The sequence below is a fragment of the Ectothiorhodospira marina genome (assembly GCF_900109495.1).
In the GTDB taxonomy this organism is placed as follows: Bacteria; Pseudomonadota; Gammaproteobacteria; order Ectothiorhodospirales; family Ectothiorhodospiraceae; genus Ectothiorhodospira; species Ectothiorhodospira marina.
Map to the genome: position 1 here is coordinate 1 of NZ_FOAA01000017.1, position 22,846 is coordinate 22,846.

Annotated in this window: 20 protein-coding genes and 1 riboswitch; of the genes, 11 read left to right on the forward strand and 9 right to left on the reverse strand. The window is 61.2% G+C overall.

The features are described 5' to 3' along the window. Window positions 1-153: 153 nt before the first annotated feature. Together BMY52_RS12780 and BMY52_RS12785 are read right to left on the reverse strand one after the other, a co-directional pair. Window positions 154-468, reverse strand: coding sequence for a HigA family addiction module antitoxin (locus BMY52_RS12780; protein WP_090255028.1), 315 nt, complete (start codon window positions 466-468; stop codon window positions 154-156). A 10-nt stretch (window positions 469-478) separates the two neighbouring features. Then, the gene (locus tag BMY52_RS12785) at window positions 479-757 is read right to left on the reverse strand and encodes a type II toxin-antitoxin system RelE/ParE family toxin (protein ID WP_090255121.1); all 279 of its coding nucleotides are present in this window, start codon (window positions 755-757) and stop codon (window positions 479-481) included. 240 nt (window positions 758-997) lie between these two features. Here BMY52_RS12785 and BMY52_RS16035 point away from each other — a divergent pair, with 240 nt between their 5' ends. Together BMY52_RS16035 and BMY52_RS15745 are read left to right on the forward strand one after the other, a co-directional pair. Beyond that, window positions 998-1,447 (forward strand): PEP-CTERM sorting domain-containing protein, encoded by a 450-nt coding sequence (locus tag BMY52_RS16035; RefSeq protein ID WP_425429240.1) that lies wholly within the window; start codon window positions 998-1,000, stop codon window positions 1,445-1,447. A 2-nt stretch (window positions 1,448-1,449) separates the two neighbouring features. Continuing rightward, entirely contained in the window at window positions 1,450-3,366 is a 1,917-nt protein-coding gene (locus tag BMY52_RS15745; RefSeq protein WP_245740858.1) for a methyl-accepting chemotaxis protein, read from the forward strand. Between the two features lie 39 nt (window positions 3,367-3,405). On the opposite strand, the gene BMY52_RS12795 is transcribed toward BMY52_RS15745, so the two are convergent. From BMY52_RS12795 to BMY52_RS12810, 4 genes are read right to left on the reverse strand one after another with little or no spacing between them, the layout of a single operon-like run. Then, a complete protein-coding gene (locus tag BMY52_RS12795; protein ID WP_090255123.1) occupies window positions 3,406-3,792 on the reverse strand; it encodes a DUF302 domain-containing protein in 387 nt (128 codons plus the stop codon). Between the two features lie 29 nt (window positions 3,793-3,821). Beyond that, window positions 3,822-4,790 carry an L-histidine N(alpha)-methyltransferase gene (gene egtD, locus BMY52_RS12800; protein WP_090255032.1) on the reverse strand — a complete coding sequence of 323 codons (969 nt, stop codon included), beginning with the start codon at window positions 4,788-4,790 and terminating at the stop codon, window positions 3,822-3,824. Further along, complete coding sequence (egtB, locus tag BMY52_RS12805) at window positions 4,790-6,076, reverse strand: ergothioneine biosynthesis protein EgtB (RefSeq protein ID WP_245740868.1); 1,287 nt, start codon at window positions 6,074-6,076, stop codon at window positions 4,790-4,792. The genes egtD and egtB overlap by 1 nt, the downstream gene beginning before the upstream one ends. Window positions 6,077-6,136: 60 nt before the next feature. Continuing rightward, complete coding sequence (locus tag BMY52_RS12810; protein ID WP_218140435.1) at window positions 6,137-7,357, reverse strand: patatin-like phospholipase family protein; 1,221 nt, start codon at window positions 7,355-7,357, stop codon at window positions 6,137-6,139. A 414-nt stretch (window positions 7,358-7,771) separates the two neighbouring features. Between BMY52_RS12810 and BMY52_RS12815 the strand changes: the two genes are divergently transcribed. From BMY52_RS12815 to BMY52_RS12825, 3 genes are all read left to right on the forward strand, one after another. Further along, window positions 7,772-9,859: a TonB-dependent receptor plug domain-containing protein gene (locus BMY52_RS12815; protein WP_177169963.1), complete on the forward strand. Its 2,088-nt coding sequence runs from the start codon at window positions 7,772-7,774 to the stop codon at window positions 9,857-9,859. Window positions 9,860-9,895: 36 nt separating this feature from the next. Then, the gene (locus BMY52_RS12820) at window positions 9,896-10,438 is read left to right on the forward strand and encodes a hypothetical protein (protein ID WP_143050479.1); all 543 of its coding nucleotides are present in this window, start codon (window positions 9,896-9,898) and stop codon (window positions 10,436-10,438) included. 102 nt (window positions 10,439-10,540) lie between these two features. Further along, window positions 10,541-11,752, forward strand: coding sequence for a TsoY family (seleno)protein (locus BMY52_RS12825; RefSeq protein WP_090255039.1), 1,212 nt, complete (start codon window positions 10,541-10,543; stop codon window positions 11,750-11,752). 58 nt (window positions 11,753-11,810) lie between these two features. Here BMY52_RS12825 and BMY52_RS12830 read toward each other — a convergent pair whose 3' ends face one another. After that, entirely contained in the window at window positions 11,811-13,850 is a 2,040-nt protein-coding gene (locus BMY52_RS12830; protein ID WP_177169964.1) for a TonB-dependent receptor domain-containing protein, read from the reverse strand. A 46-nt stretch (window positions 13,851-13,896) separates the two neighbouring features. Here BMY52_RS12830 and BMY52_RS12835 point away from each other — a divergent pair, with 46 nt between their 5' ends. From BMY52_RS12835 to BMY52_RS12860, 6 genes are all read left to right on the forward strand, one after another. Further along, a complete protein-coding gene (locus tag BMY52_RS12835; RefSeq protein WP_177169965.1) occupies window positions 13,897-14,820 on the forward strand; it encodes a LysR family transcriptional regulator in 924 nt (307 codons plus the stop codon). A gap of 31 nt (window positions 14,821-14,851) precedes the next feature. Beyond that, window positions 14,852-15,217: a DnaJ family domain-containing protein gene (locus BMY52_RS12840; RefSeq protein ID WP_090255043.1), complete on the forward strand. Its 366-nt coding sequence runs from the start codon at window positions 14,852-14,854 to the stop codon at window positions 15,215-15,217. A 358-nt stretch (window positions 15,218-15,575) separates the two neighbouring features. Then, window positions 15,576-15,828, forward strand: a riboswitch (cobalamin riboswitch). A 147-nt stretch (window positions 15,829-15,975) separates the two neighbouring features. Then, complete coding sequence (locus BMY52_RS12845; RefSeq protein ID WP_090255045.1) at window positions 15,976-18,003, forward strand: TonB-dependent receptor domain-containing protein; 2,028 nt, start codon at window positions 15,976-15,978, stop codon at window positions 18,001-18,003. Window positions 18,004-18,055: 52 nt separating this feature from the next. Beyond that, a complete protein-coding gene (locus BMY52_RS12850) occupies window positions 18,056-19,207 on the forward strand; it encodes an ABC transporter substrate-binding protein (RefSeq protein WP_090255047.1) in 1,152 nt (383 codons plus the stop codon). A 5-nt stretch (window positions 19,208-19,212) separates the two neighbouring features. Continuing rightward, entirely contained in the window at window positions 19,213-20,301 is a 1,089-nt protein-coding gene (locus tag BMY52_RS12855) for a FecCD family ABC transporter permease (RefSeq protein ID WP_090255049.1), read from the forward strand. Beyond that, a complete protein-coding gene (locus BMY52_RS12860) occupies window positions 20,298-21,071 on the forward strand; it encodes an ABC transporter ATP-binding protein (protein ID WP_090255051.1) in 774 nt (257 codons plus the stop codon). Before BMY52_RS12855 ends, BMY52_RS12860 begins: the two co-directional genes overlap by 4 nt. A 6-nt stretch (window positions 21,072-21,077) precedes the next feature. Here the strand turns inward: BMY52_RS12860 and BMY52_RS12865 are convergent, their stop codons facing one another. Next, a complete protein-coding gene (locus tag BMY52_RS12865) occupies window positions 21,078-21,590 on the reverse strand; it encodes a vWA domain-containing protein (RefSeq protein WP_245740871.1) in 513 nt (170 codons plus the stop codon). 149 nt (window positions 21,591-21,739) lie between these two features. After that, window positions 21,740-22,843 (reverse strand): magnesium chelatase ATPase subunit I, encoded by a 1,104-nt coding sequence (locus BMY52_RS12870; RefSeq protein ID WP_090255055.1) that lies wholly within the window; start codon window positions 22,841-22,843, stop codon window positions 21,740-21,742. Window positions 22,844-22,846 lie beyond the last annotated feature (3 nt).

Below are 22,846 nucleotides of genomic sequence, written 5' to 3' on the forward strand. Positions count from 1 at the left end.
TGCTGCCCTATCACTGGGAACCGCGCACCCAGGCCTGCGGGGAGAATGCCAGCGGGGAGTGAGGGGGTCTATATGGGTCCTACCGGACGCGTACGCCTGCTTCAACAGTGCCCTGCCATCAGTGATAGTCCTCGTACTCAATGACGCGAATGGTTATGCCCTGCGATCCTCGGATGTGCCCGAATTCCAGGGTCGAATATTGCTGAGTTGATCGGCCAGAGCATCTTCGGCCACCTCAGTATCGTAAGCTGCTTGCGCCCGAAGCCAGTAACCATTGGATAGCCCAAAGAAACGACAAAGTCGTAGATCTGTATCAGCAGTTATAGCGCGCTTCCCGGCAATGATCTGCCCAATACGCTGAGGCGGAACTCCAATTTCCTTTGCAAGGCGATACTGAGATATTCCCATAGGCTCAAGAAACTCCTCCCTCAGCAACTCACCAGGCGTCACAGGATCAATATCGCGCATAAGTCACCCCCTAATGGTAATCAACCATTTCGACATCTTCCGCGCCAGCTTTCGTCCACCGAAAGCAAAGCCGGAATTGCTGGTTAATCCGGATGCTGTACTGGCCTCGACGATCACCACTCAATGCTTCCAACCTATTGCCGGGCGGTACCTTAAGGTCGTCCAGCCGAGTTGCGAGTTGAAGTTGACGGAGTTTCCTCAGGGCCACGCGTTCAAAGTTCGCGAAGCGATTGACACGGTGCCCGCTGGCCAACTTCTCGGTATCCCCACACTTGAACGAGATGATCACGGCCTTAATAGTGTCGCACCACGTTAATAACGTCAAGCGTTACCATGACTTACGGCTCAGCTTGACCATTTTCCCGTCGCCACGACAACGGTCCGAAACCACATGGCCACTGGCCTCACAGGAATCCATGGCCCGGCGGGTGTCAGTATGGAAGTTCTCACGCAAATACGAGTATTGTGTTCGAGAACCTGACGCTGGACGGTGCGTTCTTGGGAGGCTTTGGCAACATCTGGAACGACGATGCGTAGGGTTCGGGCCGTCAGGTCAACTGTTCGCGATCAACAACGCGGGTGCTCTGGGGGCTTTATCCTGACCGGCGACGTGGCCTTGTCCTGGACGGGCGTGCCGCCCACAAACTCCAACCTTGTTTTCCAGATCAAAGGCGCGCAAGGCCCCAGTAGTGTTGCAGAGCCGGCCACACTGGCATTGCTCGGCCTGGGGATGATGTATCTGGGTTTTGCTGCATTCCGTCGTACCCGTTGCCAACGACATGGATCTGATCAGCCGCCCTACGGACATCCTCGACGTACAGAGTTGGAATTGGCCGCGTATTATCCGGAAAACCCTCCCTGTTATCTGCTCAACCCTTCCTGTGTACGCTGGCATCCCTTATGCTTTGGTGCTTCGCAAGAATGGCGCAGGCTGGATCTTGGCTGGGCGCTCTGGCTCGCGACGCCCGAAAGGATCTGATGATGCTCGACCGACTTCGACTGACGCCCAAGTTACTGGCCCTGTTTGGCGTCCCCATGGTCGTTGCCCTGGTGTTGGCGGCCATCATCGTGATCATGCAGGTGAATCACCGTGTGGTGGACCTGATGCACGGCTCCGCGCAGGATCGGGCCAGCGCGGGTTCCGAGAGTGTGGGCTGGTGGCTGGAGTCGCACATGAGTGCGGTACGCACCCTGGCTCAGACTCGGATGATCAGTTCGGGCGACACCGATAGCATCTCGGGTGTACTGCAGCACTTTGGCCAGCGCATGAGCGCAGAATACGAGGTGCTGTTCTTCGCCGATGGCGATGGCGAGGCCTATTACCACAACGAACACCGCTCCAACCTGGTCGACCGGGGCTATTTCCAGCGCATCGTTCGGGATCAAGGTGCCACATCCGTGGTGACCGACCCCGTGTACTCCCGCAGCACCGGGAATCCGATCACCGTGCTGGCCCATGCAGTGGAAGATGCACGGGGTGAGGTGGTCGGCCTGCTGGCCGCGACCGTCACCCTGGACACCCTTTCGCGCATCGTGGAGCAGGCCATCGATCAACCCGGCGCCATTGCCTGGGCCCTGGATTCCAATGGCATGACGATCGCTCACCCGGATGCACGGCGGCGGATGTCGGAAAATGCCCTGGATGTGGCCAACGAAGCCTACGCCACCATCGCTCGGCGCATGGTAGACGGTGATCGGGGTGTGGGGGAATATGTGGATGAGACCGGGCGCGCCTTCAATGTGGCCTATCAACCCATTCCCAACACGCCCGGGTGGTCCTTGGCCGTCGCCATCCCCACAGATAACCTACTGGCCACTGCGCGTGAGTTACAAATAACCCTGGTGGTTGTCTTCGGACTCACCCTATTGATCCTGGCCGGCATCATCATGCTGGTGTCGCGCATGATCGTGAGGCCAGTGAGTGAAACGCGACAGGCCCTGGACCGGATTGCGGCCGGCGACGGTGATCTGACACAACGGCTCGATGGGGAGCGTCACGACGAATTCGGGGATCTGGCCCGCAGTTTCAACGGCTTCATCGATGGTGTTCACACCCTGGTGAGGCAGGTCTCGGAGGCAGCCAGCCAGTTATCGGCGGCGGCAGAGCAACTGGCCGTGTCCAGCCGTCAGGCCAGTGAGCAAGTTCAGCAGCAGCAATCCGAAACGGAGCAGGTGGCGACGGCCATGACCGAGATGGCGGCCAGCGTGACTGAGGTGGCAGGTAATGCCCACCAGGCCGCTGATGCGGCAACCGCATCGGACCGTGCGGCGCATTCCGGTGCCGAGGTGGTCCAGCAAACCTCGCGGGAGGTTGGCGAATTGGCCACGGAGGTGCAAAGCGCAGTTTCAGTGATCAACCGCCTGCAGGGAGATGCCGAAAGTATCGGTACAGTGCTGGAGGTCATCCGTGGGATTGCAGAGCAAACCAACCTCCTGGCACTCAATGCAGCCATTGAGGCTGCCCGCGCCGGAGAGGCAGGCCGCGGTTTTGCTGTCGTGGCCGATGAAGTGCGCAGCCTGGCTACACGCACCCAAAGCTCGACGCAGGAGATTCGGAACATCATCGAAAAACTTCAGGGCGCCGCCAATGACGCGGTCAAGGTCATGGATGCGGGCCATGCCAAGGCCACCGATGGCGTTTCCTCCGCCGAACGCGCGGCCCGGGCCTTGGAGGACATCACCCGGAGTATCGGTACCATCAACGACATGAACACGCAGATCGCCAGCGCCGCCGAAGAGCAATCTGCGGTCGCCGAGGACGTAAACCGCTCCCTTACACGCATCAGCAGCGGCGTGGAGCAGGCAGCCAGCGGCTCCACACAGATTGCGGCGGCCAGCGACGAATTGGCGAGATTGGCTGCGGAACTGCAAACGCGAGTGGGAAGATTCAAGGTATAGCGGCATGACGGAGTGTATCCGCGCGGATGGGTATCCCCCTTAAATCGATTCAACCACCTCGGACAGTCTATCCCTGACCTTCGCGGCAATCTGCTTGAGTGCATCGTTATCAATAGCGGTCATGGAAGCCAACGGATCAATCGCACTGACTTCAACCCCCTCGGAAACTTCACGAAGAATGACGTTGCAGGGCAGCATGGCCCCTACTTGGGGCTCCACGCCGATGGCTTCCCAGGCCATGCCGGGATTACAGGCTCCAAGAATTCGGTACGCGGGCATTTCCTTATCCAGCTTTTTCTTCATCGTGGCCTTGACGTCGATTTCCGTCAGCACCCCGAAGCCGTGATCGGCAAGCGCCTTGCGCGTGCGCTGATCGATGTCCTCGACATCCGCATGCTTGATCACTCGGTTGATCGTGTAAGACATGGTCATCTCCAATGATTCAGGGGGATCACTCAATCCACCGCCACCCAGTACTGAAGACTGAACCAGTCCCTCTCGTCCTCCCAGGTGCGATGGACATCGAAACCGGTTTCAGCGGCCAGGGACTGCAGCGCAACGTGCGTGTACTTGTGACTGTACTCGGTGATGATGGGCTCATCGGTGGCAAAATGGAAAGTCTGGCCGGCCAGATGCACCGCTTGCGGACAGCGGCTGACCAGGTGCATCTCGATGCGCCCGGCCTCGGCGTTCCAGACCGCCCGGTGCGTGAAGTTGGCGATATTGAAGTCCGATCCCAGTTCCCGATTGGCACGCTCCAGCAGATTGAGATTGAAGGCAGCGGTCACGCCCTGGGCATCATCGTAGGCTGGAACCAGGACCTCAGCGGGCTTTTGCAGATCCACCCCCAGCAACAAGGCACCACCGTGGCCTACAACGCGACGCAGCGTTAGCAGCAACTCCCGGGCTTCCTTGGGCGTGAAGTTGCCCAGCGTGGAACCCGGAAAGAACACCACCCGGCGCCGAGCCCGCAGTCGGGGTGTGGGTAATGAGAACGGCCGGGTGAAGTCCGCTGCCACCGGCAGAATCTCCAATCGGGGAAATGCGGCCTCCAACGGCGCAAGGTTGGCTACCATGTGCTCCAGGCAAATCTCCATGGGGACATAGGCGGCCGGCTCCCGCAGATGCTTCAGGACCAGCGGCACCTTGTTACTGCTGCCACTGCCTGGCTCCACCACCATCACCCGTGGTCCCAGGGCACGGGCCATGTCCGCGCCATGCTGCTCAAGGATGCCCCGCTCGGTGCGCGTGGGGTAGTACTCGGGCAGGTCGCAGATACGGTCGAACAGGCGCGAGCCAGCCTCATCATAGAAATACTTGGGCGAGGTCTGACGGGGGCGCTGAGACAGGGCTGCGAGCATGTCCTGGAGGAATAGTTCCCGCTCATCAACGGGAGAATGGAGGCGTTGTGCGTTTGCCGGCATCAGTCGATATCCTTGGCCAGTCGGATCCCCATGAACTGCCAGCGGTCTCCGGGATAGAAGAAATTACGGTAGGTGACCCGGGCGTGCCCCGGCGGTGTCACGCAGGAACTGCCGCGCAGCACCATCTGATTACACATGAACTTGCCGTTATATTCACCGATGGCCCCGGCAGGGGCCCGGTACCCTGGGTACTGCACGTAGGGGCTGGCGGTCCATTGCCATACTTCACCAAAACACTGGCGCAGGTCAGTGCCCTGTGCGGCATCCGGGTGGAAGGCAGAATGTGTGCCCTGCCCTGTCGGTTCGATCCCTGCCTGTTCCACGGCGACCTCCCATTCGGCTTCCGTGGGCAACCTGGCGCCGGCCCAGCGGGCAAAGGCATCGGCCTCGTAATAGCTCACGTGGCACACGGGGCGGGCCGGATCCAGCGCCTGTTCGCCCATCAGGGTGAATTCCGAGGTGTACTCCCGGCTCCAGTAGAGAGGGCGGTCCCAGCCCTGGGACTGCACGGTGGCCCAGCCGTCGGACAGCCAAAGCTCGGGAGTGCGATAACCACCATCGCGGATGAACGCCAGGTATTCACCATTGGTGATCAAGCGGTCAGCCAGACGGTGGGGTTCCAGCCATTGCCGATGTCGTGGGCGCTCATTGTCGAAAGAGAAACCGATCCCGTCAAAACCCATGTCCACCAGTTCCCGGGCGCCAGACAGAAACTCCAGGTGCGCTACGGATGCTCCCGTGGAAAGCAGGCCATCCCGGTAGGCTGGACACAGTGGATTGGCAGCCAGTACATGCTTGATATCGGTGAGGATCAGTTCCTGGTGCTGTTGCTCATGGTGCAACCCCAGCGTGACCAGCTGCGCCAACTCCGGATCATCACCACGCTCATCCAGCAAGTTCAGCAGATGCTCATCCACATAGGCACGGTAGGCCATGATCTGGTCGACACCGGGTCGGGTGATCTGGCCGCGCTGCGGGCGAGGGTGCATCTGGCCCACCGTGTAGTAGTAGGAGTTGAACAGGTAGCCGTAACGTTCGTTGAAACGGTGATACCCCTTTGCATGGGGATGCAGGATGAAATTCTCGAAAAACCAGGTGGTGTGGGCCAGATGCCACTTGGTGGGGCTCACGTCGGCCATGGTCTGCACCGTCATGTCCTCAGCGGACAACGGTGCCGCCAGGGCAAGGCTGTGATCCCGGACCGCCTGGTAACGGTGGCGCAGGGTTTGAAGGGTAAGCTCGGTCTGCGTAACGTCTGGCTGGGCAATATCGGGCAGGGCACTCACGGCGGGCTCCTTACAACCATGGGTTCTGTCAATAGACGTTAAACCGTGGATTGATCTACGTCAACGACAAACCACCGCCTCCCGGTCACCCCACCCCATGAACTCCCGCAATGCCTGGCGACGTTCCATGGCATCTTGATACCCCAGACGGATTAATTCACGCGTAAAGCCGGCCTCGAACAGCAGATAAGACAGCAATTCGGAACGCTCCGGATGCATGGCTCCCAGCGGGTACAGGGCCGCGCGCATCAACCGTGGCAATTCCTGCCGATATCGAACCGCCACCGAGGCAAGGTCCTCTGACGGAGCGATCACCATCGCCTGGATCGGTCTCAGCTCCGCACCCGCGGAGCGCAACGTTTGTCGTCCGGTCGCCCGCAAGGAGGCATTGATACGCTCCATACGCTCCAGATCCACGGTGAGTCCATCCAGAAAGATGCTGGACAGGGCATGCCCGGCGATCCGCCCCGGAGAGGGATACGCTTCGCCCCGCTCCCAGGGGTCCTCCTGCAGCTTCCAGGAACTGATCACCAGCACCCGATCGGCCCCCAGGTGGATCGCCGGGCTGATGGGCGAGAGGTGTCGCATGGAACCATCACCAAAATATTCCCGGTCAAGACGCACCGCAGGGAAGACGAAAGGAATGGCACTGGTAGCCATCAGGTGATCAATGCCGAGTCGAGCCGGGATGCCGATGCGCTTGGCCCGTCGCCAGGGTTCGATACTCCCGACCCCTTGGTAGAACGTGAGGCTCTCGCCCGAGGCATACCCGAATGCGGACACGCTCGCGGCACGCAAATGGCCTTCGGCAATGGCCTCATCCAGAGCCGAAAAATCCAGTGTACGGGTGAGCAATTGCCGAAGCGGCTCGTTGTCCAGAACCGCCTGGGGGCGCCATCGCGGGAAACGTGCGGCCAGCGGGTACAGGCTCCAGCGCAGCGCCGAAGACAGCAAGGCACCTGCATCAGCTCGATACACTTGGTGAGCACGGAAATTCCCCCAGATGGCCTCCATACTCTCGACTCCAGCACGAAAGTCCCTGGCGAGCACCGCCAGTACCGCGGCATTGATGCCTCCAGCCGAGACCCCACACAGGATTGTCAACGGGGTGGGTCCCTCCGTATCGCGAAGATCCGCCATGGCCTTGAGAACACCCACCTGATAGGCGGCCCGGGCACCCCCGCCAGTGAGGACCAACGCACGTCGTGGCTCGACATACTCATCATGAGATGCAGGCAGCGAGCTGGAATGCGGCGAGATCATCTTGACTGAACGCTCCATTCACACATCGGCAAACGGTAGTGAGGCACCTGGAATATTAGTGCAGGCTACCGGTCGATCGATACCACAGGCGCCCATCCTCGTATCGGATCGCAAACCGGCGGCCCACTTGCAGGAACTCCAGGGGCACAGAAGACGCTCCCGGTCTTCATCACGTACCTGGGCTTTCAGTATTGGTTAATCTCAATGACTTATGTTAATGCGAACCGTTACCATAATTAAACTTGTTCTTATTTATTTCTCAAACTCCGAGCCCCCTTCGCCAAGCCCGCAAGCCGGCCAGGCCTGCTTGATGCCCACTGCTGCGCCACCCTGGAGGGCGGGCTGGCGCCCAAGAGCTGAGTCCACATGCCTGACCATAACCATCCCCTGATCGCACACCCTTATGGAACGACATCCAGAGGTGTTTTGCCAATGACAATACCCTGGCGCCTCGCACTACCCTCGATGGCCCTGCTATTACTGCCCAACCCGGGACAGGCACAGCCTGGAGAGACACCCCCAGCGGAGACTTCGGTACAACTGGACACACTCACCGTCACGGCGGGCACCCGCACGGAACGCTCATTGGAGCGAAGCCCGGCATCGGTGGAGGTGATCACCGCTGCAGACATCCAGAACAGCGGGTCGGTGCTGCTCAGCGACGTGCTGCGCAACCACTCCGGGCTGTATGTGAGTGCCGATGGCACCCTGGCCTCCATCCGGGGCGCCAGCCGGGATGACACCGTGTTCCTGATCAACGGACGCCGCATCTCGGGTGAACCGAGCCGGCGCTACGTGCTCAACCGCCTCACGGCAGGACAGATTGAACGGATCGAGATCCTCAAGGGCCCGGGCAGCGTGCTGTATGGCTCCGATGCCCTGGGCGGCGTGATCAATATCATCACTCGCCAGCCCCGCACCGGCTTCGAGGCGGATGTGGACGTGCAGGCGGGGATGCGCGATGGCGGGGGCGCGGAGCGGCTCTCGGCCAGCGCCAACCTGCTCGGCGGCAATGAGCGCACCCAGGTCAGCGTGCTGGCCAACGCCAGCACACGCAACGCCTATGAGAGCAGCACTTCCGCCCAGGTGGGGGTCACCGGGCAACGAACACCTCCCTCCGAGCACGGTGGAACCAGTTCTCCCGTGCGAAACATTCAGGATATCTACCGCTTCGATGAACAGCGCCTGGACGAGGCGGATGTGTATAACCTGGGAGTGACACTACGCCACGAGATCACTCCCACCCTGCAGGGTGAACTGGAACTGGGATGGATGGAGGAAAGCCGCTCCAGGGATTACGTCAATGAGGGCCGCACAGACACGAACTACGCCAGCAACCAGGGCCAGACCATTCCGGCCTTCAATATCCCCACCCGCTGGACCGACGATAACCGTCGCACCGATGTCTCCGGCACCCTGGACTGGCGGCCCGACGAACGCTTCGGGCTGAGCTACAACCTCTACCAGAGCCGCTATGAAAAGGAACGCTCCGTCACCGTGATCCCGTGGCGTGACCTGGGATTTGAAAGCAGCAGCCAGACGGATGCCGGCGGAAATGACACCATACTGACCGAGACCATCAACGACCTGCTGGCCACCTGGAGTCCGTCTGCCAAACACACCCTGGCAGCCGGCGCCCAGTACCGGGATGGGGATGACCGCTGGCACGGCGGCGCCTTCGCACAGCATGAGTGGCAGGCCAGCAAACGCCTGGATCTGGTATACGGCGTTCGCTACGACGAAGCCAGTGTGGGCGAAGACAGCACCACCGTGAAGGCCGGCGGTGTCTATGCACTGACCGAAGCCACACGCCTGCGCTTCAACTACGCCCAGGGCTTCAAGGTGCCCGAGAATCGCGACTACGACGTTCGCCAGATCAATCCAAATGGCATGCTCATGCTCGGCGCCCAGGTACTGGACCCCAGTGTCGGCAAGATCCCCCATGACCTGAAGCCGGAGCAAAGCGAAACCTGGGAGCTGGGCCTGCTGGGACGGGTTGGCGGCGGCCGCTACGAACTCACCGCCTTTCACACCGAGATTCGCGACCGGGTGGAGCGGGTGCGTGAACAACCCACTGACATCGAGTACATCACCTTCCGCAACGTGGGCGAGGCCCGCATCCGTGGCCTGGAGGCCCTGTTGTCCCTGCCCGTGACCCACTCGGTGTACGCCGATCTCACTGGCACCTGGGTGGACGCGGAGAATCGCAACACCGGGAAAACCCTTTCCAGCAGCCCGGACATCACCGCCGTGGCTGGCCTCACCTGGGCACCCGATGACAGGCAATTCTGGCAGCTGCGCGTGCGTCACGTGGGCCAGCGTTATCTGGATGCCGACAACACCGAGCGTGACAGCCGCTACACCGTGGCCGACCTGACTGCCAGCTTCCAGCCCCGAAACTGGGACAACCTGGAACTCTATGGCGGCATCGACAACCTGTTCGACGCCAACAATGACAGCAGCCTGCTGGCCGACCCGGGTCGGTTCTACCGAGTGGGATTGCGCTACTCGCTGCGCTGAGCCCCCTTTTCCTGAACACGCGGACAGATTCAAGCCATGACAAGACCACACGCATATCGCCCCGGCATTCCGGTCCTTTTTCTTTTGCTGATCATGCTGTTGATGATGATGGCTCCGGTGCATGCGGATCCAAGTCAATCACGCACGGCCCTGCATCTTTGCGACGATGACCGTCAGCATCTGCTCGGTCACATGCGGGAGTTTCTGGAGATCTCCAACGGTATTCTCGCCTCCGCACTGGAGGATGATCATGAGCGCATCGCCACCCTGGCCGAGGATTTCCGCCCCACCTCTGCCATGCTGGAACGCATGAAGTTGCTGGCGCAAGCCTATGAGGAAGAGGGTCGGCCGCATCGGACAAACCAGCGGGAGCTGAGGCGCTTCGAGCGCATGGCGGCCAATCTGTCTCCGGATTTCGTGGAAATGTACCGGGCCATGCGCCTGGGATTCGACGACATTGCCGAGCAATCCCGGCAGGGTGCGCCCAGCCAGGAGATCATGCATCGTCTGGTGAATGTGCAGAACGTGTGCATCGCCTGTCATCGGCAGTTTGAATTCCTGCCCATGGAGTGCCACTAAGCCATCCACAACCCATTCCCGGGCCAAGGTCCGGGTTTGCCAGAAATATATTAGAACTTTATAATATACGAATATTTATTCACGCCATCCAAGGAATCCTCCATGCTCAAACGCGACCTCAATGAGTCGTATCACCCCCTGTTTTTCCTGGCGGCCCTGGGGGCAGGCGGTCTGGCCGTTTCGTTCTTCATGTACCCCATGTTTCTGGTGGAACGCCCCCAACCCTCCATGGCCACCTTCAATCACCTGTGGCCCATCCTCACCGGCCCGGTGACGCCCGCATCGGTCGGGCTGGCGGTGGTGCTGCTGGCCGTGGTCCTCCTCGCTGCCCTGCACTTCCGGCTGCTGGCCTGGAACATCCGCGAATACCGCCAGTTCCGCCGGACCCCGGCGTTCGCCCAGTTGCTCAGTAGCAACAGCGAGATCTCCCTGATGGCCATTCCGCTGACCCTGGCCATGTCCATCAACATGATGTTCGTGCTGGGCGCCCTATTCGTGCCTAATCTGTGGTCGGTGGTGGAATACCTGTTCCCGCTGGCGCTACTGGCCTTCATGGCGGTAGGCGTGTATGCCCTGAAGATCCTGACCACCTACTTTGCCCGCGTGCTCACCGAGGGCAACGTGGATTTCTCGTCCAATAACAGTCTGTCGCCGATGATCGCCATTTTCGCCTTGGCCATGATCGCCGTGGGTCTGGCGGCACCGGCCATGATGAGCCAGACCCAGGCCACAGCCATTACCGCCCTTCTGCTATCCATGTTCTTTTTCACTGCGGCCATCCTGCTGTCGGTGATCAAGCTGGTACACGGCTTCCAGGCCATGATGGTCAAGGGCATCAATGTGGCAGCGAGCCCCAGCCTGTGGATCATCATCCCCATCCTCACCCTGCTGGGCATCACCTGGATCCGCCTGTCCTATGGCCTGCAGCAGGGGTTTGATCAGTCGGTCAACTACAGCTCGCTGTTGATCCTGGGTGCCGCCATCCTGTCCGCACAGATACTCTTCGGGCTGATCGGCTATGCGGTGATGCAGAGGCTGGGCTATTTCCGCGATTACTCGCGGGGAACTCAGGGCAATGCAGGCACCTTCACCCTGATCTGCCCTGGCGTGGCGTTTTTCGTCTTCGGCATGTTCTTCATTCACCTGGGCCTCATCAACAGCGGCGTGCTGCAAGCGGGCAGTTGGGCGCATCTTCTGGTGATGCTCCCGTTCATCGCCGTGCAACTCAAGACTCTTGAAGTGATGTGGCGCATCAAGCGCAACATCCTTGATGTACCCGGGGATTTGAAAGCGGTGCGGACCACTGGAAGTTAAGCCCACGCCGCCCACTACAGAATCCTCAAAGAGTCAGTGACCCCTTGCGAAAGGGACATCAGAATCGATAACTTGCCATCATTCTGATGTCCCTCCCCGCCTCCGGCAGAGCTTCGTCACCCCCGATGGTTGTCTGCTCGCTATATTCCTTGTCGAACAGGTTACGAACAGCCAGTGATAGGGTCAGGTCAGGTGCCTGGCGAGGATACCAACTGGCTTGTACGTGATGCAGTGTATAACCCGATCGGTCAAGATCACCGTCACTCAGACCCGCCTGTGCAATCAATGTATATCCGATATCGAGCGCCTCACTGGCCTGCCAGGCATGATCCCAAGCGAGACGATCACCCGTATTGCTGCCAACACGTCTGATCGTGTCGACACGATCCCCCTGCTCGTCCACCAGTTTTGCCCGTGTGTATGAGAGTGTGGTTCGATAACGATGCGTGCTCCATCGGGCTTTCATTTCCCATCCCTTTGATGTGACGCGATCATCATTGTAAAAACCTGTCACTGGCTGGCCGCGGCTTCCGCCGGTTTGCACGATCAGGTTATCGATATCATTCTGGAAGTAGGTGATGGAGGCATTCAGGCGGTCATGCTGTGCCAGCACATCATTGCCCCGGTATCGCAGCCCCAGCTCGCGCTGACGTGATCGCTCTGGCGCCAGAGATTTCCCGAACCTGCGCTTGCCTGGCTCTGCGTTGAATTCGGGTTCATCCACAGCCGATGCGAACCAGCCGATAGGGATCACACCACTGCTTCGAACGGCCTCGCCATAGCCTGCAAAAGTCGACCACCCCATGCCCAGGTCCACTTCAATACCGGCATTCGGCGATATCTCGTTTCCGGTCACTTGCACGGCACCATAATCGCTCTCGTAACGATCGAGACGTGCCCCTCCGGAGAGGGTGAACCGACCAACTGCTGCGCTCTCTTGAACAAAGATCCCGAAATGACTCACCTCGCTACGCTGACCGTCCCGCGCCCCCTGGCTGACCACCTTACCGTCTTCCCGATAATGGTCCATGCCCAGGACAAGATCATGCATCCATTGCCCCAAGGAGAATGACGAAGCATTTCTTATCTCAAGGCCCTTGCCCTGACTGATGGTTTCGGTGTTCCGGTCTTCATTGATCAGGTTCAATTCATTACTGAATAGATTCACCCCCGTATTCAACAATGGACGATCCACCGGATCAAAGCCGTAGTTCAGAACATAGGCATCCCGCCGGTGGATCTGCTGCTCCAGTGGGGCTTCTGGATCATAGGCAAGATCACCGCGTCCCCATCGATACTCACCGCGATTCTCGCTGCGCTCTGCGCTCAAGCGCACGGAATGCGCATCTTGATCCAGCATGCTGAACTTCATGAAGTAATGGCGATCCCGACCACCGGTACCATGGATTTTACGACCATCTCCCGACTCATAGTCCCCTCGGTTCACCCCTTTAACATGCGCTAGCAGCCCACCCTGCTCTCCCAGTCGGGTATAGGCGGTCAACGCACCATGATCCGAACGGTTAGCTGAGTGATAACCGGTCCTGACGGTGGAGCCGGTGTCCTGATCCAACTCCAGCAAATCCTGAGCATCCACCGTCTCGAAGCGGATGGCCCCACCGAGTGCGCCGGGGCCTCTATCCGCCCCCACTCCGGTGAGGACTTCCACCTGTTTGAGGAGGTCCGGATCCAGGGAACCGATCCCACCATGATGTTGAAACAGGCTTCGGCCCTGCACCGCGCCGTCGATGGTGATATTGAGATTATTGCCATCAACCCCACGGAAATACAGGCGCTGGGCACTGCGGGCGCCGCCACCCACGGTCACTGAGGTTTGATCCTTGAATACATCAGACACAGTGGCGGCAAGATTGCGTTGCAGCTGCTCTACGGGAACCCCCTGACCAATGACCGGGGTGGTGCCCTCCACACTGATGGGCTGCAGCTCCATGGAGGACTTTCCCCCCTCCGCCTGAGCGCCACTGGAAAAAAGCATATACACGGCAGCACTGACGGCTGCAGTCAGACGTTTATTCATGATAACGGCCATCATTCGATTTATAATGAAGATCGAAATGATAATGATTGCGTATCCCATAGTCATGCGCTTACGGTGCAACACACTGTTCACAAAATGGAACACAATGAGCGATTACGAAGCATTACGTGCCCTCCTGGCACTCAGGAATCACGGTCAACTAACCGCCGCCGCTCAAGCTCTGAACAGGCCCAAGTCCACGTTGAGTCGACGGCTGGCCAGTCTTGAAGAGGAGTTGGGGTTACGACTGACGAGACAGGAAGGCGGCAAACTCAGACTGTCACCGATCGGGCACTGTTACGCCGAATATGGCCAGAGGATATTGGATATGGCTGCCGAAGCTCGGGAGGCAGCCACCACCCTATCCAGAGGGACGAAGCACAGGCTTCGCGTCTCGGTGAGTCACGAGATGGCCTGGGGCTGGGCAACCTGGGTACTGAATGACTTCCTCACCAGCCACCCACACTGCTCACTTGAGATTCATGCCCTGCTGCCAGGGACATCTCCCTCTCCGAGGGAAGCGGATCTCTGCCTGACCTGCAATCCCGTAGAGACACCGGAACTCACACGCAGGTATCTGGGGCGTTGGTTCAACGGGGTCTATACATCTGGTGTTCCGGAAAGGCGATGCTGTGTGCCGCATGAACCGGACCAGATCGCTCAATGCGCCTGGATCGAGTTGACAGGCGGTGACGCGGATATCAACCTGCAGCACAAGGTCTCTCAAGACATGGCCAGGGTCACGCCGCGAGCAAGACTGACGGTGAACACGATACAGACCCTGGCGGACGGGATCGCGAAAGGCTATGGCGTGGGAATCCTGCCCCGCTGGGTGGCCGAGTGTCCCCGCCATGGGGTCATGAGAGGCAGGTTGTCACGCATTCTGCCAGATTGGGAACCACGACCCACTGACCTGCATATCCTTTTCAGACCCGGATTGAAAACACCTGCGGTGGACGACCTCATTCAGCACATCACAAATCACCTGCCCTCACGCTGGCGGTTGTCAGCGACACCGGAAACTCATTGAAAGCATTGACGGCGTGTGGAGGCGCCAGCCCATGTATCTCATCGACCGCATGGTGGAAGCCCGCATTGAGGAAGCCGAGCGGCGGGGCGACTTTCAGGATCTGCCCGGTGCCGGCAAGCCACTGAACCTGGAAGACGACTCCATGGTGCCCGAGGAGCTGCGCACGGCCTATCGGCTCCTGCGTAACAGTGGTTTCATCCCGGAGGAACTGCGTTTGCGCAAGGAAATCCGTGAGGTGGAAGATCTATTGGCGACGGCTACGGATCAGTCGCTCAAGGATCAGCATTCGAAGCGCCTACGGCTATTAATGGACCGGCTGGGGCGGGAACGGGGCATGAATCCAGCGCTGAGCGCAGATTACTTCGAGCAGGTCTGCCAGCGCCTGGAGCGGCGTTGACGACCACATCCAGCCGTCATCGAAAAATTTGTCGGTTGATCATTTGCGCGTCTCACAGGTGGCGGGCACGCTGTCCACAGATCCTGTGGATATCTTTGTGGACAGCGTGTCGGCAAACCCCGAAAAGCCTGGCCTGACGGGCATTGCCGTCAGATTGGTCAAAAAATCGCCACCCCAGGCTAACTCAATAATTTATATAGATTTATTCTGAATGTCCTCCATGGGTGATTTCCCCTTGACAGAAAACCGGGCAATCGACTAAGCCCCAGCCCGCCTGTGCACAAACACACGCCGCACGGGAGTCAGTTCCAGAATCGTCACCCTTCGTCAAGTTGAATCGGCGCCAATTAACCTGATAGTCTCCGCGGTTGTTCTGGGTGCCTGCCGACCGTTCCGGTCTGGCAGGTTAAACGGGAAGTCCGGTTCAGCCAGCCTTGCCTGGCGAGTCCGGCACTGCCCCCGCAACGGTAGGTGGTAACGGCAGATTTTCTCATGCCACTGCGCGGCTCACGTCCTTGTTCGGGCGGGTCGCGTGGGAAGGCAATCTGCCAGAGGGCATCATCGCCCTCCAGGCCACAAGTCCGGAGACCGGCCCTGAACAGACCCGAACACTGCGGGGCGCTGCGGTCGGGGCCGGTCATGGATAGCCCTCCTCCTTCCCTTCTGGTTGGTGCGTCCCTCTCGTTCGGCCCGCCTTCGCTGACTCCCTGTGGTCCATCCGATCACCGCGCACGGGGTGGTGCGCGCAAGGAACGTCCATGCACAAATCGAATCCCCTTGTACTGGCCATGGTGTCCGGCACCCTGGTGTCGCCCAGCTTTGCAGGTCAGGCCAACCATCATCCATCTGCCGTTGTTGAACTGGATAGCATCGTCGTCCAGTCCCGAATCCCATCGAACCGCCGAATCACAGACGAGGACATTCGCAGGCACCAGCCCCTGGATGTGGCGGACATCTTCCGCTCCGAGGTCTCCGTGGATGTGGGCGGCGGCAGTCGCAATGCGCAGCGCCTTTATCTGCGGGGAGTGGAGGCCAGCAATCTCAATGTGAACATCGATGGCGCCCGCGAAGGCCGCAATCTCCACCAGCATCGAGGCAGCCTCGGCGGTCTGGACCCTGATCTCATCAGGCAAGTGGAAGTGGACCCACGCCCCTCGGCCGACCAGGGTCCCGGGGCCCTGGGGGGGCGCGTGGCATTCACCACCAAGGATGCTCAGGATCTGCTCCTGCCAGACCAGCAACAGGGCGCTCGCATGAAAGCCGCGTATGCCAGCGCGGATGAGGCATGGCTGGGTTCAACCTCCCTCATGACCCGGCTGAACGAGGACTGGGGCGCCCTGGCCCATCTGCGAGCCGTGAATCGTGAGGATTACCGTATTGGCGGGGGCGAAACCATGCCCCATTCCGGTGGACAGGACCGCGACTACCTGTTGCGGCTCAGCCGACTGCCCACACAGGGTCATGAGATCCGACTGGGTGCCCAGCGCCACACATTCACCGGCGATCATCCCTATGGATCCCGGGGCAGCGACTTCGGCGACCCCCGCGAGGACCAGGCCCAGGATGAGGTGGGTCAACGCGTGAGACAGCATCGCTGGACCTTGCAACATACCTATGACGCCCCGCGGGACTGGCTGGACTGGAACGGCCACCTTTACTTAACCGACCATCAGCTGCAGAGACTCGACAACGATACCCGAACCCGTACGCGGGAATACGGCGGCGATGCGAGGAATACCTTCCACTTTGATCACTTGGACATCCAGCACCGGCTGACCGTGGGCGTGGACTATTACCTGGAGGAAGGTCGGACGGAAGGCCCGAGCATCTCCAGTGAGTCCCGCAACCTGGGGGCATTCATCCAAAATCGCATGCACCGGGGACGCGTGTCGCTCTCCCTGGGGGCGCGATTCGACGACTTTTCCACCGAGTTCTACCAGCAAACACTGTCGGGAAGCGCTGTTTCCCCCAACGTGAGCGCGGAAGTGGAACTCCCCGCCGGCCTGACCGCCTTTGCCGGTTATGGCGAGGCGGTGAGTGGCGCCGGGATCATTCCCGTCGGCTGGATGGCCTACATCAATGAGGACACCAACCTCAACGATGGCGAACCCTTCAAGGCAGAAAAGTCCCGTCGCCGGGAGGCGGGTCTACGATACGAAGCCCGGGATGCCCTCGCCGACCGGGATCGACTGCAACTGGAACTCACCCTGTTCGACACTCGCCTGCACAACAGCGTGGACCGGGACGACCCCTGGGGGAGCCCCTTTGCCAGCCGCCCCTTCGGCTTTGAGCCACCGTTTGTGGGGACCATCCGCAACCGGGAGGATACCCTGCGCACACGCGGTTACGAGATCCGCGGAAGCTGGGGCATCGGCCGGTACGATACCCATGTCTCGTTCTTCAGTGCCGAAACCCTGGACGAGGATGGCAATCCCCAATCGGTATCACGACGACGGGGCGGCACCGGGGGTGATCGCTTCGTCTGGGATCATCGCTGGGCGGCCCTGGACAGCCTGACCCTGGGATACACCTTCACCTGGGTGGATGACCTCACCCAGGTGCCCGACGACGCACCACCACGTGATGGCTACAGCCTCCACGACCTGCAGGCCCAGTGGGACCCCGGCCTGGACGAGCGCCTGACCCTGTCGCTGGTGATTCACAACCTCCTGGACACCCGATATGCCCGGCATACCTCGCTGGCCGACACGGACGACGATGGTCGCATCCTCGTGCGGGATGAACCCGGCCGGGACATCCGGATGAGCGCCACGCTGAGATTCTGACAAACCGGTATCCAGCCTGCGCCCGAATCCATTCAACCACGGAAAGTATTCCATGCAGAACGCAATGATGACTCCATGGGCACCCATGCGCGCCCTCGCCCGGGTATCGATGCTGATGGTGATCCTGATGATCCTCGTCGGCTGTGATGCCCCCACACCCGACGCCAGGCTCGACAAGGACCAGGCCACTGTCCCCATGCGTGAGATCCAGGACATGCTGGGCCGCCAGGTCAGCGTGCCCAGAGATGTGGGGCGCATCGCCACGGTGAACGTGGACGCCTTTCGCATGGTGGTGCATCTGCAGGCGGACGATCGCCTGGTGGGCATTCCCGGCGACATGTTCGGCTCCCGTTTCTCCCGGGAGAAGACCATCGAGGCGCTGGCGGTGGCCGGGGTTGAAGACATCCCGCAACTGGGAGGCGGTCAGCCCGGGTCGGACATCAATCTGGAGAAGGTGGTAAGCGTCTCCCCGGATGTCTTCTTCTACTGGGCCTTCACCCGGGGCGACTCCACCCAGGCCATGGCGGACCATGCGGATCGATTGCAGCGGCAACTGGGCGTCCCGGTGGTGGCGGTGAGCACCCTCGGCCGGGAGCGGGATCCAAAGAAGATCATGGCCGAGATCGAGCGGGCCTATGCCCTGATGGGCGTCATCCTCGACCGCGAGGCGCGTGCCGAGCAGTTGCTGGATCGCTATCGCCAGGAAGTCTCCTCCCTGCAAGCCCGCCTCCAGGGCGAAGCCACGCCCCGTGTCTACCTGGCACACCGCACCAACCTGTTCAGCAACGTGGCCTTTTATTATCCGCTGGAACAGTTGGGTGCCCGCAACGTCGCCTCGCAGCGACGCGGTCGAGACGGCGAAATCGCCGCCGAGCAACTGCTGCACTGGAACCCCGAGCATATCTTCCTGCACACCCCTTCCCGGACCAGCCGGGTATCCCTGGACACCGTGCTGGACGATGCCCGTCTGCAGGACGTGGCCGCCATCCGCGACGGGCAGGTGCATCGCTTCAAGGGCACCTACATGGGCTGGGATCTGGCCACCGGCCTGGTGGACCTGATCCGCATGGGCAAGATCCTGTATCCCCAGGCCCTTGAGAATCTGGATGCACAAACCCTTGGCGAGGACATCCTATGCACCTTCTACGGCAAGCCCGGGCTGTATGAATCTCTTGCCCGGCAAAGCGGCTTTGAGGATCTGTAGCCATCATGGATACCGTCAATCCGGCACAGGCCATGGGTGATGCACGATCATCTGATACCATCGCCGCCTACCGGCATCAAAATCGTCGCCGTACCCTGCTCCTGGTGGCCCTGGCCCTGGGCCTGGTGGTCATCAGTCTCCATGGCCTGACCCTGGGAGCCATGGATATCCCCGTCGCACAGACTGTGCTGGCCCTGCTCGCCCCGGCCCTCCCGGGCCCACTGGTGAGCCCGGAGATCCAGAATGTGGTCTGGAACATCCGACTGCCACGCCTGATCACCGCCATCACTGCCGGCATGGGGCTGGCGCTGGGTGGGGTGATCCTGCAGACCCTGCTGCGTAACCCCATGGCCTCCCCCTTCACCCTGGGCCTGTCTTCCGGGGCGTCTCTGGGGGCAGCGCTGGTGATCATTTTCGGTTTTTCCGCCTTTGGCCTGGTGGGCATCGTGGCCAACGCCTTCCTGTTTGCCATCGGGGTTTCCCTGCTGATCCTGCTGATTGGTCAATGGAAAGGGGCCACCCCCATGAGCCTGATCCTGGCCGGGATCGCGCTCATGTACTTCTTTGGCGCCTGCACCACGCTGGTGATCTATTTCTCCGACGCCTATGCCACCCGCGAGGTGATGTTCTGGACGGTGGGCAGCCTCGGCCGGGCCAACTGGGAAAGCGCCATCCTGATCAGCGTGACGCTGTTTCTGGTGCTACCGATCTTTCTGTGGCGGGCGGTGGATCTCAACCGTCTGCTGCTGGGGGATGACACGGCCAGGAGTCTGGGCCTGCCGGTGGGGCACCTGCGCATCCTGCTGATGCTGCTGGTCTCCCTGCTGGTGGCTGTGGTGGTGGCCTTCACGGGCGGGATCGGCTTTCTGGGCCTGGTGGCCCCGCATCTGGCCCGGCTGATGATCGGCACCGATCACCGGTTTCTGCTCCCGGCCACGGCACTGATGGGCGGACTGCTGCTGGTGGTGGCGGATCTCATCTCCTTGCACGCCTTTGCGCCGGTGGTGCTGCCGGTGGGCGTGGTCACCGCCTTTGTGGGATCCCCGTTGTTCATCTATCTGATCCTGCGCCGTCGTGCCGGAGGTGGCGCATGAGTCCCCGGAATGGGCTGAGCGTGGAGGATGTCTCCTTCGGCTATGGGCGCGCAACGCCCACCCTGAAGAGGGTGTGTCTCCAGGTCGGCCCGGGCGAGGTGGTGGCATTGCTCGGACCCAACGGTTCGGGCAAGACCACCCTGCTCAAATGCGCCATGGGCCTGCTCAAACCGCGCGAAGGACAGATCACCCTCCATGGCCAGGATCTGCGGCGCATGCCCCGGTGGCAGGCAGCCCGGTACCTCTCCTATGTACCGCAGGCCACGGATATCGTCTATCCCATGACCGTGTTCGAGAGTGTGCTGCTCGGGCTTCGGGATAGCCCCTGGTACCCGGATCAAGCGTCACTGGAAAAGGTGGAACGGGTTTTGGAGCGACTGGAACTCACCCCCCTGGCCACCAGACCCATGGATGAACTCAGCGGTGGGCAACGCCAGAAGGCCGCCATTGCCCGGGCCCTGGTGCGGGACACACCCTATCTGCTTCTGGATGAGCCCACCAATCATCTGGACATGAAACACAAGCGCGACACCCTGGAAATCCTGCGCGAGCGGGCACGGATACAGCAACAGGGTATCCTGGTCGTACTCCACGAAATCAACATCGCCACGCAACTGGCCGATCGGATCGTGCTCTTGGACAATGGACAGGTGGTCGCTTCAGGCGCCCCTGCGGAGGTCATCACCCCTGAACACCTGCGCGCGGTGTACCAGGTGGATGTGGGGATCGCCCATCAGGATGGACTGCCGTTCGTCATGGGCTATCGCTGAGCGGATTCACCCCGACGCCATGAACGCACTCACCGGCCAGCACGGGGCCTGCCAGGCACGGGCGATGCGCTGGGCGCCGCCCAGGCGAATGGTCTCGGTCTCGAAATCCACCACCTGACAGAAATCCGCGATGTCGGGGCGCGGAGGTTGCTGAGTGGTGCGGCCGTCGGTGAGCAGCCACAGGCCGATGGGCTGATCCGGATGGCGGCGTTTCACCTGGGCCATGAGGGCCTGTGCCCGTTGCAGACCGGCCCCCACGGGGCTGCCCCCGCCACCGGGGATGGGCGCGACCCAGATATCGCTGCACAGGGGGGCCCGGGAGGGTGGCCTCAGGATATAGGCACCCTGACCTGAAAACCCCACCACCGCCAGTTCTGCCCGCTGGGTGTACAACTGATGGGCCCAGGCGGTGATCAGGCCCTTGGCCATGGCCAGCTTGTCCTGTCTGAGCATGGAGGCGGAGCAATCGAGCACCAGACAGTACAGCATGCCGGCGCCGCCCCGGCGGGGCCGATACACCAGATGCGTCCGGTGAAGCGGTGCGGCACCCTTGTTGAGCAGCGTGCGATGCCAGTGGATGCCCCCCTCCGGGTGCCTCTGTAGACGAGGCCACCGCCCCGTCCCCGGGGCGCGCCCATCCGGCAGCCGTCCGGCCGCCGGAGAGCGCGTCAGGGCTTTTTTACCGGCAGAGGCCTCACGTCCGCCAGGGGCCGGATGGGGGTGGGTTCCGGGGGCATGGCGCCCCAGTCCTGACCATCGCCGGTGCGATCGGGCTCAGTGGTTGCGGTATCCCGGGATCCATCCGGATCACCCGTAGCGCTGCCAGGTGATCGGGATGAACCGACAGCCTGCCGCGCGTCAGAGGGATCGGCGCCTGAGGATTCCGGGCCCGATGCTTCGTCGGGTGATGACGCGGAGCGGTCGCGGCGCCGGTGACCCAGCACCAGGACTTGCACCGCGTCGATGTCGGTATCGCGTATCTGCGGCGCACCTTCCAGGGCGGCATGGGCCCGGGCGGCCCGCAGCATCACCAGGTCCGCACGCACCCCTTCGACACCGGCGGCAAAACACAACTCACTCACCCGATCATGCACCGCATCGGTGAATACCAGGGACTCCAGCCGGGCGCGGGCCTGACTGAGGCGTTCCTTCAGGGCCTCCTGATCCTTAGCATGGGAGTGACTGAATCCTGCGGGATCTGCCTCGAAGGCCAGTCGGGACCGCACGATCTCCCGGCGCGTGGGGGCGTCGATCATGTCGTTCAGGCGCACCAGCAGGCCGAAGCGATCCAGGAGCTGGGGCCGCAGCTCCCCCTCCTCCGGATTCATGGTGCCCACCAGCACGAAACGCGCCTCATGCTGGTGGGAGATGCCGTCACGTTCCACACGGTTCACACCGCTCACCGACACATCCAGCAGCAGGTCCACCAGGGCATCGGGCAACAGGTTCACCTCGTCCACATAGAGCACGCCCTGGTGGGCTCGGGCCAGCAGGCCCGGCTTGAAACAGGCGTCCCCCTGCTTGAGCGCCGCCTCGATATCCAGCGAGCCCTGAAGTTGTTCCTCGCTGGCCCCCAGGGGCAGGTTGACGAAACCGCCATCGGGCAGCAGTTGCGCCAGGGCTCGGGCGCTGGTGGTCTTGGCGGCGCCACGCGGCCCTTCGATGAGCACCCCACCGATCAAGGGGTCGATGGCCGCCAGCAGCAGGGCATTCTGCAGCTGGGGCACCCCCTTGAGGGCGGTGAACGGGTATTGGGTCGACAGGGCAGTCATGAG

Coding starts and splice junctions, on each gene's coding strand:
- BMY52_RS12830 (WP_177169964.1), bottom strand. CDS start 13,850: ATGGGATACGCAATCATTATCATTTCGATCTTCATTATAAATCGAATG.
- BMY52_RS12820 (WP_143050479.1), top strand. CDS start 9,896: ATGACAAGACCACACGCATATCGCCCCGGCATTCCGGTCCTTTTTCTT.
- BMY52_RS12850 (WP_090255047.1), top strand. CDS start 18,056: ATGCAGAACGCAATGATGACTCCATGGGCACCCATGCGCGCCCTCGCC.
- BMY52_RS12835 (WP_177169965.1), top strand. CDS start 13,897: ATGAGCGATTACGAAGCATTACGTGCCCTCCTGGCACTCAGGAATCAC.
- BMY52_RS12870 (WP_090255055.1), bottom strand. CDS start 22,843: ATGACTGCCCTGTCGACCCAATACCCGTTCACCGCCCTCAAGGGGGTG.
- egtD (WP_090255032.1), bottom strand. CDS start 4,790: ATGCCGGCAAACGCACAACGCCTCCATTCTCCCGTTGATGAGCGGGAA.
- BMY52_RS12815 (WP_177169963.1), top strand. CDS start 7,772: ATGACAATACCCTGGCGCCTCGCACTACCCTCGATGGCCCTGCTATTA.
- BMY52_RS12855 (WP_090255049.1), top strand. CDS start 19,213: ATGGATACCGTCAATCCGGCACAGGCCATGGGTGATGCACGATCATCT.
- BMY52_RS15745 (WP_245740858.1), top strand. CDS start 1,450: ATGCTCGACCGACTTCGACTGACGCCCAAGTTACTGGCCCTGTTTGGC.
- BMY52_RS12860 (WP_090255051.1), top strand. CDS start 20,298: ATGAGTCCCCGGAATGGGCTGAGCGTGGAGGATGTCTCCTTCGGCTAT.
- BMY52_RS12825 (WP_090255039.1), top strand. CDS start 10,541: ATGCTCAAACGCGACCTCAATGAGTCGTATCACCCCCTGTTTTTCCTG.
- BMY52_RS12780 (WP_090255028.1), bottom strand. CDS start 468: ATGCGCGATATTGATCCTGTGACGCCTGGTGAGTTGCTGAGGGAGGAG.
- BMY52_RS12795 (WP_090255123.1), bottom strand. CDS start 3,792: ATGTCTTACACGATCAACCGAGTGATCAAGCATGCGGATGTCGAGGAC.
- BMY52_RS16035 (WP_425429240.1), top strand. CDS start 998: ATGCGTAGGGTTCGGGCCGTCAGGTCAACTGTTCGCGATCAACAACGC.
- BMY52_RS12810 (WP_218140435.1), bottom strand. CDS start 7,357: ATGGAGCGTTCAGTCAAGATGATCTCGCCGCATTCCAGCTCGCTGCCT.
- BMY52_RS12840 (WP_090255043.1), top strand. CDS start 14,852: ATGTATCTCATCGACCGCATGGTGGAAGCCCGCATTGAGGAAGCCGAG.
- BMY52_RS12845 (WP_090255045.1), top strand. CDS start 15,976: ATGCACAAATCGAATCCCCTTGTACTGGCCATGGTGTCCGGCACCCTG.